Origin of the sequence: Polaribacter sejongensis (assembly GCF_038024065.1) — a bacterium.
Lineage (GTDB): Bacteria > Bacteroidota > Bacteroidia > Flavobacteriales > Flavobacteriaceae > Polaribacter > Polaribacter sejongensis.
On the sequence record NZ_CP150667.1, the window covers coordinates 3,455,249 to 3,469,792 of the forward strand.

Here is a 14,544-nt window from a genome sequence, read left to right on the forward strand (position 1 = left end):
ATTTTATTAATAGTAGTTTTTTTAAGCACCCAAATTGAAAAAACCAGTAGCAGTAATTGTTAATGTGTCCCTTCTGGATCAGTTGGAATACATTAGCCAGAAGTAGTCCCCCAACTAACTTCTGTTACAATAATTGCAAAATTACTAACTACTGGTAGGTTTTTATTAAATAGAGTTAATTGTGCTTGATTATAAATTTTAATACCTAACTCATCAATATTTATTTTATCATATATTTTTATAATAGTTAAAATGATGTCTTTAGGAATTCTGTTTTGATACGCTACTACGTTAATAAGTTATTGTCTAAAAGAACTTTTGTCTTACTTAAAGAATTATAAATGTTTTTAAATCAAAATTTCATTAAAAGTACAAAGATGAATAAGTTTAAAAGATAAGTCATTATATTAAACTACTCACTAACTACGTACTTTGCTGAAAGGAAGAATGTTTCTTTTTTTAATATCATATAAACACTGCTTTAGAGCTCCTTGTCTTTGCTTTTTTTAGGTTAAACTCATTAATTGTTATGGTCGTTTATGAAACTTTACTATTTTTGTTTATTATCCTAATGACCTATAAAAGTCTCTTCTTAATTTTGATGAAAAAAAAAAGTAATAACACTTTTAAGCTGATAGTTTTTTTTCTGAGCATAAATTTTTATGCACAAGAACCTTCTAGTATTTATTTAAAATATATAGACTCTGCCAGTAACCGAATAGATAATTATCCTGTTCTCGCAGAAAAATTTTTAGACTCCATTCCCAGTCCTTTAGATATAAATATTAAAGGTAAATTGGCAGACTATTATCATCTTAAAGCAGTTTTAAGTAGTCACTTAAATAGAAGTGCCGAAGTTTATCATTATAATATTCTTGGATTAAAATATGCGGAGTTAGAAGAAAATTATGAGTTAGCGGGTGCGTCGAGTATAGAGTTATTTTATAATTTATATATCGTAAAAAAAGATACTTCTGCTCTAAATTATCTTAAAAAAGCAGAGAAGTTTTATACAATTATTAATAGTAAATTAGGCTTGATAGATGTTATGCAAATGAAAGCATATATTGAGTTATACAATAACAATCATCAAAAAAGTAACGATTTAATTCTGCCTAAGCTAAATTATTATAAGTCGATAAAAGAGGATTCTTTTTATCAATTATATGCTTTATTTATGATTGTACTTAATTATGTGGATCTAAATGATGATGCAAATAGGGTAAAGTACTATGCCGATTTTGAGACTTTAGAAAATGATACTACCATTACAAAGTACCTTTATAAGATACATGATGTTACTTTAAACATATCTTTTTCTGAATTGTTTTTGAGTAGAAAGCAATTAGATTCTACTGTTTTTTATTTAAAAAAAGTAGATGCTATGCGAGCATATATGAATAATTTTGATAAAGAAAATCAGTTTAAAAATTACATATCATATTATGATGAATTAAAGGATACTCATAAAAAAAATAATTATATAGATTCTCTTAAAAACCTTCATCAGAATTTAATAAATGAAAACATTGATGCCAGTTTTAATATTAATGAGTCTTTTTTAGAAAATTCTAGGATTTTAGAAGTAGAAACTAAGAAGAATTTTTTAAATAGAAATTGGATAGTGTTTTTAATTACACTTTTAATATTGGGTACTGTTTTTGTTTTTGTAAAATATAAGAGTCTAAAAAGAATTTTAAATGATTTTACGAAACGTAGAAAAGAATATTCTCTTATCGAAAATAACCATGATAAGTTAAAGTTAAAAGTTAAGGGGTTAGAAAATTATATAGTAGACTTAAAGAAAGAAATAAAAAGTATTTCTTCAATTACAAATATAGATGATCAGAGAAGTAAGATTAAAGATCTTCATAAAGAAATTCTTCATAGCTCTTCTGTTCTTTTAGTAAAAGGAGAAGATCATTTAGATTTAATAAATAATCTTAATGTAGAGTTTTTTAATCAAATGTCTTTAGAGCACCCCGAGTTAAATTCTTCTGAAGTAATTATATGTTACTATCTATTTATGGGGTTTAAAACCAAAGAAATTAGTGTTTTTCTAAATACGTCTGTTAGATCTGTAGAGAGTAAAAGGTATCGGATTAGAAATAAGTTAAATGTTAATAAAGAAGACTTTAAGTTAGTAGATTATTTGATAGAAAACTTTAAAAATACGGCTACTTCTAACTAAAAAAATCTCAGGTTAATTAATTAACCTGAGATTTTTTTAGTTATACACTTTAAGTGACAGTGCCTACCTAATAACTATAGAGAAAAGGAGTTCAATAGTTGGGGCTAATTGATAATTACATTTAGCGTTAAAACTTTTCTTAAAAAACTCTAAACAACCTTTCCTATATAGCTTTTATAAAATCTACACCTCTATTTAAATAAGTAGAGGTGTAGATTATTTGTTATTCTATAACTACTTTCTTACTCATAATACCTTTATCTGTATTCATTCTTACAATATAAACACCTGTTATTATTTGTTTTTTGATGTCTAGTTGGTAGGTAGGTTTTTGTTCGTTAATATTCCAAGTACTTACTTTTTTACCAAGAATATCAAATAACTCTACTTTTTGAATGTTCACTTCTTGATTTTTAGAAATTACAATATTGTTATTGTCGTTATCTGCGTAAACACTTGTTTTTCCAGTAAATATATCTTCCTCTACACCAAGTACAGTGTCTTCTGCAGCCTCAAAAGCTAAAACAAACCTTTCTGTGTATGTACCTGCTTCTAATTGATATGCAGCACTAACATCATTTATTTTCTGAGTTTGACCTGTTAATTTGTCTTTGATGTATACATTTTGATTGATGTTATTTATTTCATCAATACCAATTGTAATAATACTGTTTTCACTTACAATAACTTCTAGTGGCACTTCTAGTGCATCAGAGATTTCTTGTACTCCAGAAATTACATAACTATTTGCATCATTAGGGAATTTCCAATAAAAATCTGTAGGATTAAGATCATACATTTCAGAATCATACCCTTTTTCATAGCCAAAAGAATTTGCTTGATTAAAAGAAACTCCAATTTGACGATGTAAATTACTTCCTTCATCATTAGAGTAGTTCATTCCTAGCTTTAAGATTGGTAAGTTATTAGTTGCTGTTTTTGCAGCCGTTTTCTTATTAGTCTTTAAGAATATAGATGTACCATCTCCTTCTGTTTTATATTCTCTTTGACTATTATTAAATTTAATTTGTCCGGTACCAATACCTTCTACAAAGAATCCTTGACCGATTGCAATATAAGGCTCTGGAGTTTTGTATAAATTTTCATATTCACTACCACCAGAGTCAGGACTACAAGAAATAAGACCGTCATCATCTATAAATGTTAAATTATTCATATATAAAACACCTGAATCGTTGGTTGCTGTAAAAGTAATATCGCTACCAGCAGGTATACATATATTAAATGTTATATCATTATAAAATAGACCGGTAGATGGGAAAGTGAAATTTCCTTTATCTATGTTATCAATTTTTATATTAAAACTCTTAGTTAAAAGAGATGCATAATTTATTTTTAAAGTTTCTACTCCTCTAGGAATATTAGAGAATTTAATATAATCTCTACTATTTAAATTAACTACAGAGCTTATAAGATTAAGAATATCTGATATCAAACCTGTTGTTTCGGTTGCACCTTCGGCTTCAAGGATGTAGTTTACAGGGCTTGTTTCGCCTGTTTTTACCTTAGTTGCCATACTTATATTTTGTGCAGCATATCCACCAATATATCCACCAAAATTATGACCAGCAGTTCCTGATGCTTCTGTTTCGGCTACATGTTGCCAAAAATAAAGTGTAGAAATTGTTTCGCTGTTATCAGTTAAAAATTTTCTAGCATTTAAAGCAGAAGGGAAAGGATTACCTATTAAATAAGATTCACCTGCATTTATTTGTGTGGTATTAAACTCTCCATCATTTGGTGTGCCAACAAACGTATAGTTTTGGTTTCTTCCAGGTCCTTTAAATGTATATCCTTCACCTTTTTTTATGGTTCCGTTTTTATATTTATGTGCCCAATTTGCTCTTCCGTTGCTTGCAGGTGTGTATGTGTACACCCAATAATCAGCTAAAGAAATACCTGTTCCTGTAAATGCTCCGTCGTAACCAGAAACAAAATTAATTGCTTTAGGATTGTTTAAATCGGTACCATCTCTAAGAACTGTTTCTAACGTGTATGTGTCTGCGTTTAAAGATGTAACCGGAGAACTCATGTAATTATAACGATATATACTTGGTACTTCTGAGTTTTGATCGACAAATAATTGCCCATTTCCTACAACAGAACTTTCACTTTCATGTGTCTGTACTAATTGCGCTAAAGAACCTGATAAACGAATTTCACCGTCTAATTCTATACCATCTGTAACAACTAATAATTGATCTGTTACTATTAACTTATTATTTGTGTCTACCTTTAATTTTCTAGCACTTAATTTAGTATCTGTATGTGTGTAGTTTTCATCAATTATAACATAACGAGATCTGTCTGGATAACCGTTGTCCCAAGTACCATCTGTATTTCTAGTAGTTTCTTTAATTCTATGTAAACCTAACAATGTATTAGCTTCTGTATTAGAACTTTCTATTTCTGAGATTAATGGATCTTGAGAGTGTCTTTTAGCATCATTATCTGCTGCTCCATATCCAGATTGGTAAGACTCTATTGCATCATCTATAAAAACCACCCATTCACTTGGTGTGTAAGTAGCATTCGTTGCTAATGTTTCATCTATTCTTACAAGCGATGTTTTGTTTGTAATATTAGAAATAACATCGTATCTATTTGTCCAAGAATATTTTCCGTCTGCAGATGAAAGTATAATAATGTCATTAGCACCTTCTAATTCTGTTAGGTTTTCATTTTTTATAATATCCGTTGTTCCTAAGTTTTTGATACTTGGGGTTTCTAGGTTTTTAAATAAAACAGATTTACCAACTTTTAATATAGTCTTAACCTCGTCAGAAGCAGTTGGTTCTATATCTGTTTTGTCATTTGTTGATGTATCTTTATATAAATGAATTTTAATATTATTTGCAGGAATATCTACTGTACCAATATTAGTAATCTCAATCCATCTTTCTGTACCAAATTGATATACTTGCGTAATCATAACTTTGGCTGCTTCTAATGTATCTCTATAATCAAGATCTCCGCTACCAGGATTAAAATCATTGTCTGTATCACCAAAAGCGTTCTCTAAAGTGATTATATCAATTACTTTATTGTTAGGGATTAAATTACCGTCATTTACTGTAACTCTACCTGTAAGAGGATCTATATTATCATCAAAAATATCATTTAATCCATCATTATCTATATCTGCATTAATGTCTGTAATTATGTTTGCAATATGTCCGTTTTCAGAAATATCAGGAATTCCATCATTATCAGAATCTAGATCTAAATAATCTGGTTCGTCTTGGTTGTCTGTATTTTCTGGTATAAAACCGATTCCATTAACTTCGTAAACATCATCTACACCATTTTTATTAGTATCTAACATTGCTCCGGTAGGATTGCTGGGTGCTATGTAGTTGTTAGAAGGTTGTCCTTCTATATTATCAGGAATTCCGTCATTGTCTGCATCAATATCTAAATGGTTTAATTTACCATCTCCATCTTGATCACTGTTAGGATATGAATCTGGTTTTCCATCATTATTAGTATCTTCACCTGTAAGAATTAGTGCATTTGCAGAGTTTTCAGAAATACCATCTTGTCCTACATCTCCATCAACAAGGTCATTAAATCCATCATTATCAGTATCAACAAAATTATCTGCAATACCATCTCTATCAGTATCAGAACCACCAGCTTCAATAACATCAGTAATTCCATCGTTGTCAGAATCTAAATCTTGACTATTAGGAATACCATCATTATCTGTATCGGTATTAGCAAGGTTATTTCCTCCGTTATTAGAGTCGTAACGATCGTCTAATCCGTCATTATTGGTGTCATTTGTAAGTGTACCATCGGTATTAATATCGTCTACTTTACCATTACCATCTGTATCTTCACCACCAGCTTCTACGATATCTGGAATACCATCGTTATCTGAATCTAAATCGAAATGATTAGGAATACCATCACCATCTGCATCATATACATCAGGAATTCCATCATTGTTGGTATCTGTATAATCTGTTGTACTTCCATCGCCAGAATTACCATTGTCTACAGTGTCTAAATAATTAGGAATACCATCTCCGTCTTCATCTCCTTCGGCATCATTTACACCGTTTTCAAGAGTGTCTGGGATTCCATCATTATCATCATCTAAATCATTAACATCAGATATACCATCTTTGTCATTATCTTTAAAGTCTCTAAAGTCTAGATCACCAGTTCCAGGAAAGTTATTGTCTTCATCACCAAAAGCAGTATCTAAATCATTAGGAGTAATTACTTTATTAAGATCTTTAGAACCGTCGTTTACAGTAAAACCAATAGTAGGATCGTCTGTGTTATCATCAAAAATATCATTTAACCCATCTCCATCTGCGTCTGCATTAATATCTATAATTGCATTGTCTGTATCTCCATTTTCTACAATATCTAAAATACCATCATTATCTGAGTCTGTATCTAAATAATCTGGTATACCATCATTATCGGTATCTACAGGGATAAGAACATTACCATTTATTTCGTAAACATCATCGATACCATTATTATTAGTGTCTGTTATGTTTGTACCAACTCCACTTGGTGCAATGTAACCAGCAGAAGTTTGTAATTCTATATTATCTGGAATACCATCATTATCTGCATCTATGTCTAGATAATCTGGTATACCATCTCCGTCTGTAGATGTTGGTGTATTACCTGTACCTGCACTTTGTGGGATTCCATTAGTTGATGGTGCTGTTCCAACAGCTCCATCTGCCATTCCATCATTGTTTTCGTCTTTACCACCAGCTTCTATAACATCTGGAATACCATCGTTGTCTGAGTCTAAATCTAAACGATTAGGAATACCATCTCCATCTGAATCTGTATTACATAATTGTCTTACTAGAATATCATCAATAGCTAAATCGTTTCCGTATTCTGCTTTGGTATTGTTTCTAATAACAACGGTTATATTGCTGCTATTTAATGTAGTTAAAGGTGCTTTTGTACCATAATACTTCCATGCATCTTTACTGCCTGCTTCTTCTCTAACAATGTTTCCTGTGTTTACAGGGGCACCTAAAAGTTTTCCGTTTTGCCAAAGTTCTATTTGTATGTTTGGTAAAACTCTAAGGGGATCATTATTAATATTATTATCAACATCTAAATTTAAGACCCAAAAAGATACATCTAAAAGAGCACCAGCTGTAATACCTGATATTGTTTTCTGATAAATAACGTCAAGTGTTTTACCTGCATTTACCATTAACATATTGTCGTTTGTAGGGGTTAAGCTACCACTTGTGTGATCTCCTACAGTTTGCCATTTATCATTTGCCCAACTAGCAGAGTTAGGGATGTTATTAAATACTGCGTAAAGGTCATCTTGTAAATCATTAGTAAGTGGTTTCCTTAACTGTAAATAAGTGTATTTTGTGGTTGCTCCTCCAGATAAAGGAGTACTTGTATTGTTTCCTATTCCAAAATCTTCATTAAGTAAAGGAGTACCATAGATATCACAAGTATCTTCATCAACATCTAAGATACCGTCATTATCATCATCTAAATCACAAATATCACTAATACCATCTCCGTCTGTATCTATGTTACCAGAAGAAGCTGCATCACAACGATTCCCTACGGTTATATCATCATTTGTAGAGTCTCCAGAATCATAATTTGTAATGACTGTATCATTTGGAGTTGTAACAGTAGCTGTTACTCCGTTTTGATAGGTGCCTAAATTTTGGTTTTCAGGTACTGCTATATCAAAGATAATGGTTACACTTCCTTTACCATCAATATCAAAAGTACCCCAATTAAGTGTAGTATCTCCTACTTGTGGTTTTGTTGTGGCAGTTTGCCTAGCATTGTTTAACACAACATTAGCTCCAGATACATAGGTAAAACCTGTGGGTAGAATGTCTTTAGCTTTTATGCCTTTTAAATCTACATTAGTCGCATTTGTTAAAGTTATTTCGTAGGTACCATTTTCGCCAATATTAACATTAGGTGTGGTTGTTTTTTTAGTTACAACTAAACCTCCTGTTGGTATTTTTAATACAATTAAATCGAATAATATAAGATCTCCTTTAGAGCCTGCAGTTAGTTCTAAACTGGTTGTATTAGGTGTGAAATTACTATTCACAACATCAATATCCCAAGCACCGTATGGGCCACCTGTATTTGCAGAACCTCCTGGAGCTGGGTCTGAAATACCTCCTGAATTTGCGAAATCTTCAGGGAAATCTGAAAATGCTTTATCAGAAACGTTCAAATATTCCCCAGATATAGCACCGTCTCCTTGTAGAGAAGCTACAGAAATACTACCTGCTACATCACCTGAGTATACTTTATAATCAGAAACAGGAATTTTTATTTCTTTTACACTATTTAGGCCTACAAAACCCCTTAATCCATCATATACGTATACTTGATTGATACCCGATTCAGCTGTTTTAGATTTATATACCACAAGCATTTGCCATGCTCTTACGTTTTCTTGAGAATAGGCACAAGCCGAATTAAAGTTATCCAATACATCATTATTTGTAGATGTCGAGATAACGTCAGCAGTATAATTTCCAGAAGGATTAGGCTGTGCTAAAACTTCTGCAGTAATATCAGCTAAATAACCTTCGTATACAGGGTTATAACTACTAAATGGTACCGTTTCTCTATAACTTTCATCTCTTGTTATAGTTTTTGTAGCTCCGTTTGGAAAAATAATAGGTATAGAAGTAGATAATGGGTTGTAGCTAGTTAAATTAGATTTATCATGTTTTACAAGCGCAAACCATTGTACATATACAGCTTGTATAACTGCATCTGCAGGTAATGATAAAGTTGCGCTAGTAGCGGCTCCGTTACCTTTAGAACACTGAAAAGTTTTGTTACTATTGGTATTGTATTTAACCTCACTATTACCAATCTGTTTATAGGTAAGGTTTGCACCAGAGTATTTCTTGTAAAATTCAATGTTATCATTGATGTCAAATACTTGGGAGTGTGCACTAAAAGTTGTCGCAAATACGATTATGGAAAATAATACTAGGCGAATTGCTTTGTTCTTTAATTGGTATTGAATTTCCCCAAATTCACATACCTGAAAAGTAGTTTTTTTCATGGTGTTTTTGATTTAATTGTTCTTTGGGGGAGTTATTAAAATCTTAAAAATACGTTGGGGGAATACTATAAAATCTGCTTAGGGGCGCAGTTAAGGGGAGTGCAAAACTAGTACTAAGTTCACAGATGTACAAATAAATGGAAAGAATTATTTAAAATGTATAATACTAATCCTCTCTTTTTATAGTTAACAGATACAATTAGTTTTTTATATTTTACAATGACATGAACCTAATATATATCGAAGAGAGATGAATCATTATATGTTTACAAATAAGACTTTAGCTACTTTTGATATTCATATAATAATCGTTGTTACAAAGTGAAATAAATAAGCTAGACAACGATTCTGTTTTATTAGTAAGTATCTAAAAATTGTTCAGAAAATAATGGAGAATGGTTTTAAAGAATATATAAATGAACTAAGTAGGAGTTATTATTGCTCTAAAAGAGTAGCTTCAATTGAAATAAATAGTAGAAGAATAGCTTAACATTTAGAATACCGTTTATAATCTCTTTTTAGTTGAAGAAATTCATAATGATTGCTTTATATTTTATGTAGTTTTTAATGATTTATCATTTTTTTTATAAAAAATGCTATTTAGTTTGTTTGTTTCAATTTTATCTTTAGATTTGTCAGTATAAACAAAGAGAATACAAATGTTAAATAATTATTTTACTCGTTTCTATTTTTACTTTTACTTTTTTAGTAAGAGAGGAGACTTTGTATCATGTTTTTAAGTAACATTCATATCATATAAAGTCTCGAATTCTATTCGAGGCTTTTTTTTTGACATTATTTGTAATAAAATGAATAAAATTATTGCCATACAAGGAGCTGAAGGCTCAAACCATCATAAAGTTGCTCGCAACTTTTATGGAACCACTATACAATTAAAAGAATGTATGTCTTTTGATGAGTTGGTAGCTAGTTTGCTAGACAATACCGCAGATTTGGGTATTATGGCTTTAGAGAATACCATTGCGGGGTCTATAATTCCTAATTATGCATTAATTGATAATAAAAATTTACACATAATAGATGAAGAATATTTGAATATTCATCATCATTTAATGGCTTTAAAAGGTCAGAAAATAGAAGATATTAAAGAGGTTTGGTCGCATCCAATGGCATTGTTACAATGTAAAGAGTTTTTTAAAAAATATCCACATATAAAACTAGTGGAAGATGTTGATACTGCTGAGGTTGCTAAAAGAATTTCGAAAGAAAATTTAGTAGGTATTGCAGCAATTGCTCCTAAAATAGCTGCAGAAATTTTTAGTTTAGAAATTCTTGAAGATGAACTTCAAACTATAAAAGATAATTCTACACGTTTTGTAATTGTACAAACTACTAAACCAGAAGTTAATAAAGAAGTTAATAAAGCTTCTTTAAAATTTCAGCTAAACCATAAAAGAGGAAGTTTGGCTGCTATTTTAAATGTGTTGAGTGATTGCAAAATGAACTTAACCAAAATACAGTCTTTACCAGTAATAGAAACTCCATGGAAATATTCATTTTTTGTAGATGTTACTTTTGAAGAATATAGTGAGTACGAAAAAGCAAAAGCGATTATAGAAATAATGGCAGAAGAATTCAAAATTTTAGGAGTTTATAAAAACGGTAGAAAATAGTATAGTTATGATACAACCAGCTAAAAGATTAGATACAGTGCAAGAATACTATTTCTCTAAAAAATTAAGAGAAGTTAGAGGATTAGCAGCAGCAGGAAAACCAATTATCAATATGGGAATTGGGTCTCCAGATTTGCAGCCACCAACAGAAGTTTTAGAAGCAATTCAAAATAGTCTAGGTGATGCAAGTGCACATAAATATCAATCCTATCAGGGCTTACCAGAATTAAGAAATGCAATTGCTACTTTTTATAAAAACAAGTTTTCTGTAGATTCAAATCCAGAAAATGAGATTTTACCATTAATGGGAAGTAAAGAAGGGATTATGCATATTTCTATGGCTTTTTTAAACGAAGGCGATAAAGTATTAATTCCAAACCCTGGGTATCCAACATATACATCGGTAACAAAATTAGTTGGTGCAGAACCACTTTTTTATAATTTAAGTGATGAAACTAATTGGCAACCAGATTTTACAGCATTAGAAGCACAAGATTTAAGTGATGTAAAAATTATGTGGGTAAATTATCCGCACATGCCAACAGGAACAAATGCAACTTTAGAAACGTTTGAAAAACTAGTGGCTTTTGGTAAAAAGCATCATATTTTAATTATAAATGACAATCCGTATAGTTTTATTTTAAACGATAATCCTATCAGTATTTTACAAGTAGAAGGCGCAAAAGACATTGCTTTAGAATTAAACTCTTTAAGTAAAACTTTTAATATGGCAGGTTGGCGTGTTGGTATGTTGTTAGGAAACGCAACATTTATCAACGAAGTTTTAAAAGTAAAATCGAATATGGATTCTGGTATGTTTTACGGAATTCAAAAAGGAGCTATAGAAGCCTTACAATTATCTGATGACTGGTTTTTAGCTCAAAATAAAATTTACGAAGAACGTAGAAATTTAATTTGGCAATTGGCAGATAAGTTAGATGCTGTTTATAGTAAAAATTCAACAGGATTGTTTGTTTGGGCAAAAATTCCCGAAGGAAAAAAATCTGAAGAAGTTACAGATGCAGTTTTATATGATAACGATATTTTTATTACTCCAGGAACCATTTTTGGATCTCAAGGAGAAGGATATATCCGTTTTTCATTATGTGTAACAACAGATGTAATTAAAGAAGCAATTAGCAGGTTTGATAAATAATTTTCAGTTTTTTAGTAGCAGATGGTAGTTTGTTTACTAAAAAGAGACTTTATCGAATTAAAAATTAAAAATTAAAGAGTAAGAGAGTTATTCCGAAGAGGAATCTCACTTAAAGAGAAAACAAAATGAAAAATATATACATGATTGGTATTGGTTTAATAGGCGGTAGTTTTGCTATCGATATTAAAAATAACAATCCGGATGTTGTAATTCACGGAATCGATATTAATGAAAGTCATTTAGACGAAGCGCTAAAATTAGGAGTAATTCAAAAGAAAGCAACTTTAGACGATATAGAAAATGCAGACTTGGTAATTATATCAATTCCTGTTGATGCAACTGCAAAATTATTGCCAACAATATTAGATAAAATTTCTGATGATGGTTTGGTTGTAGATGCAGGATCCACAAAAGAAGCAATTTGTAAAGTGGTTGAACATCATCCAAAAAGAAGAAATTTTTTGGCAGCGCATCCAATTGCAGGAACAGAGAATTCTGGACCAACAGCAGCTATATCCGGCTTATACGTTGGAAAAACGAATATTATCTGCGAAGTAGAAAAGACAACTTTTAAATTGCAAGAGAAAGCTTTAAAGCTTTTTACAGACATTGGAATGCGTATTCGTTACATGGACCCAGTTTCTCATGACAAGCATATTGCGTATGTTTCGCACTTATCTCACATAAGCGCATTTATGTTGGGTAAAACGGTGATAGATAAAGAAAGAAATGAACGTGATATTTTTGATATGGCGGGTTCAGGATTTAGATCTACAGTGCGTCTGGCAAAAAGTTCGCCAGCAATGTGGACACCAATTTTTGAACAAAATAAAGAAAACGTAATAGAAACGTTAGAAGAGTACATCAATAATTTACAACATTTTAAAGAGTTGATGCAAAAAGATAGGTTCTCTGAAATTTTTAGCGAAATGGAGAATACAAATCACATAAAACAAATTTTAAACGGCATAAAATAATAAGCCAAAACAAGTAGAAAAATGGAGAATACAAAAGAATTGAGAACATGGTTGGACGATATGAAATTAAATCATCCACTAGTAATAGCAGGGCCTTGTAGTGCAGAAACCGAAGAACAGGTTTTAAAGATTGCACACGAACTAAAAGATTCTGATGTAAGCTATTTTAGAGCAGGAATATGGAAACCAAGAACAAGACCAGGAATGTTTGAAGGTGTTGGTGAAATTGGTTTACACTGGTTAAAGAAAGTAAAAGAAGAGACAGGTATGAAAACCTGTACAGAAGTTGCAAATGCAGCCCACGTAAAATTAGCTTTAGAGCACGATGTAGATTTATTATGGATTGGTGCACGTTCTACTGTATCACCTTTTATCATGCAAGAAATTGCAGATGCATTAGCAGGTACAGATAAGATTGTATTGGTTAAAAATCCAGTAAATCCAGATTTAGCTTTATGGTTAGGTGGTATCGAAAGATTATATACTGCAGGAATCAAAAACTTAGGAGCAATCCACAGAGGATTTTCAACGTATGAAAAATCTAAATATAGAAATACTCCAGAATGGCAATTAGCTATTGAGTTTCAAAATAAATTTCCAGACTTACCATTAATCAACGATCCTTCTCATATTACAGGGAAAAGAGACATGATTTTTGATGTTTGTCAGACTGCTTTAGATTTAAACTTTGATGGTTTAATGATAGAAACTCATTATGACCCAGAAAACGCTTGGTCTGATGCTGCACAACAAGTTACGCCAGATGCTTTAAAGCAAATAATGCAAGACTTAAAAGTTAAAAAAGAAACTGAAACTGCAGTTAGTTACAGAGAACCTTTAGAAAACTTAAGAGCTCAAATTAATGTGGTAGACGATCAATTAATCGATTTATTAGGTAAAAGAATGCAAGTTGCCGATAAAATTGGTCAATTAAAGAAAGATCAAAACGTAGCCGTTTTACAATCACGTCGTTGGAACGAGATTTTAGGAAACATGGTTATGGAAGGTAGTAGTAAAGGTTTAAGTGAAGAATTTGTTTTAAAAATGTTTAAAGCAATTCACCAAGAATCTATCGTTCACCAAGAAAAAATTATCAACGGATAATTTTTAAGCATATATTTATTTAAATACCTTCAAGTTTTATAATTTGAAGGTATTTTTTTTGGGCGTTACCAAGCAAAAAAGCTTGGTCAGGCTGGAGTTTATCTTGAGCGAAGTCGAAAGGCACTCGCTTTTTTTGTTAAAAAAACAAAAAAGAGCTCAAACAATTGCTCAATCCTTAACGCTTAGTGAGAACCTAAAAAGTATGTTTCTTTAAAACTAGCAGTAAGCTATTCAGACCTCACAGGTTTTTAAAACCTGTGAGGTCTTTTTACGTATTGTTTTAAAAGTAAATCCACAAATTTATATCCGCAAACCTGTTATTTCGACGTTAGGAGAAATTCCATAACAGTGATTCCACAATGCAGCCTAAGCCTTATGTGATTTCTCTCAAAAATTAG

The 14,544-nt window shown here is 31.0% G+C and carries 6 protein-coding genes; 5 read left to right on the forward strand and 1 reads right to left on the reverse strand.

Going from position 1 to position 14,544, the window contains the following annotated elements; genetic code table 11:
* The first annotated feature begins 601 nt into the window (after positions 1–601).
* The gene (locus tag WHD08_RS14320; protein WP_340832852.1) at positions 602–2,191 is read left to right on the forward strand and encodes a hypothetical protein; all 1,590 of its coding nucleotides are present in this window, start codon (positions 602–604) and stop codon (positions 2,189–2,191) included.
* 223 nt (positions 2,192–2,414) lie between these two features.
* On the opposite strand, the gene WHD08_RS14325 is transcribed toward WHD08_RS14320, so the two are convergent.
* Positions 2,415–9,275 (reverse strand): T9SS type A sorting domain-containing protein, encoded by a 6,861-nt coding sequence (locus WHD08_RS14325; protein ID WP_208890352.1) that lies wholly within the window; start codon positions 9,273–9,275, stop codon positions 2,415–2,417.
* A gap of 809 nt (positions 9,276–10,084) precedes the next feature.
* On the opposite strand from WHD08_RS14325, the gene WHD08_RS14330 reads away from it, so the two are divergent.
* The 4 genes from WHD08_RS14330 to WHD08_RS14345 all read left to right on the forward strand — a co-directional run bounded on the left by WHD08_RS14330 (position 10,085) and on the right by WHD08_RS14345 (position 14,146).
* The gene (locus WHD08_RS14330; RefSeq protein WP_208890351.1) at positions 10,085–10,909 is read left to right on the forward strand and encodes a prephenate dehydratase; all 825 of its coding nucleotides are present in this window, start codon (positions 10,085–10,087) and stop codon (positions 10,907–10,909) included.
* 7 nt (positions 10,910–10,916) lie between these two features.
* On the forward strand, positions 10,917–12,065 hold the full coding sequence (locus tag WHD08_RS14335) for a pyridoxal phosphate-dependent aminotransferase (protein WP_208890350.1): 1,149 nt from the start codon (positions 10,917–10,919) through the stop codon (positions 12,063–12,065).
* A 125-nt stretch (positions 12,066–12,190) separates the two neighbouring features.
* Positions 12,191–13,042 carry a prephenate dehydrogenase gene (locus tag WHD08_RS14340; RefSeq protein WP_208890349.1) on the forward strand — a complete coding sequence of 284 codons (852 nt, stop codon included), beginning with the start codon at positions 12,191–12,193 and terminating at the stop codon, positions 13,040–13,042.
* A gap of 21 nt (positions 13,043–13,063) precedes the next feature.
* Positions 13,064–14,146 (forward strand): bifunctional 3-deoxy-7-phosphoheptulonate synthase/chorismate mutase type II, encoded by a 1,083-nt coding sequence (locus WHD08_RS14345; RefSeq protein ID WP_165731893.1) that lies wholly within the window; start codon positions 13,064–13,066, stop codon positions 14,144–14,146.
* Positions 14,147–14,544: the final 398 nt, after the last annotated feature.

What these genes read in the sequence shown, in the direction of transcription:
- WHD08_RS14320 (WP_340832852.1), top strand. Translation starts at nt 602, where the DNA reads ATGAAAAAAAAAAGTAATAACACTTTTAAGCTGATAGTTTTTTTTCTG.
- WHD08_RS14325 (WP_208890352.1), bottom strand. Translation starts at nt 9,275, where the DNA reads ATGAAAAAAACTACTTTTCAGGTATGTGAATTTGGGGAAATTCAATAC.
- WHD08_RS14330 (WP_208890351.1), top strand. Translation starts at nt 10,085, where the DNA reads ATGAATAAAATTATTGCCATACAAGGAGCTGAAGGCTCAAACCATCAT.
- WHD08_RS14335 (WP_208890350.1), top strand. Translation starts at nt 10,917, where the DNA reads ATGATACAACCAGCTAAAAGATTAGATACAGTGCAAGAATACTATTTC.
- WHD08_RS14340 (WP_208890349.1), top strand. Translation starts at nt 12,191, where the DNA reads ATGAAAAATATATACATGATTGGTATTGGTTTAATAGGCGGTAGTTTT.
- WHD08_RS14345 (WP_165731893.1), top strand. Translation starts at nt 13,064, where the DNA reads ATGGAGAATACAAAAGAATTGAGAACATGGTTGGACGATATGAAATTA.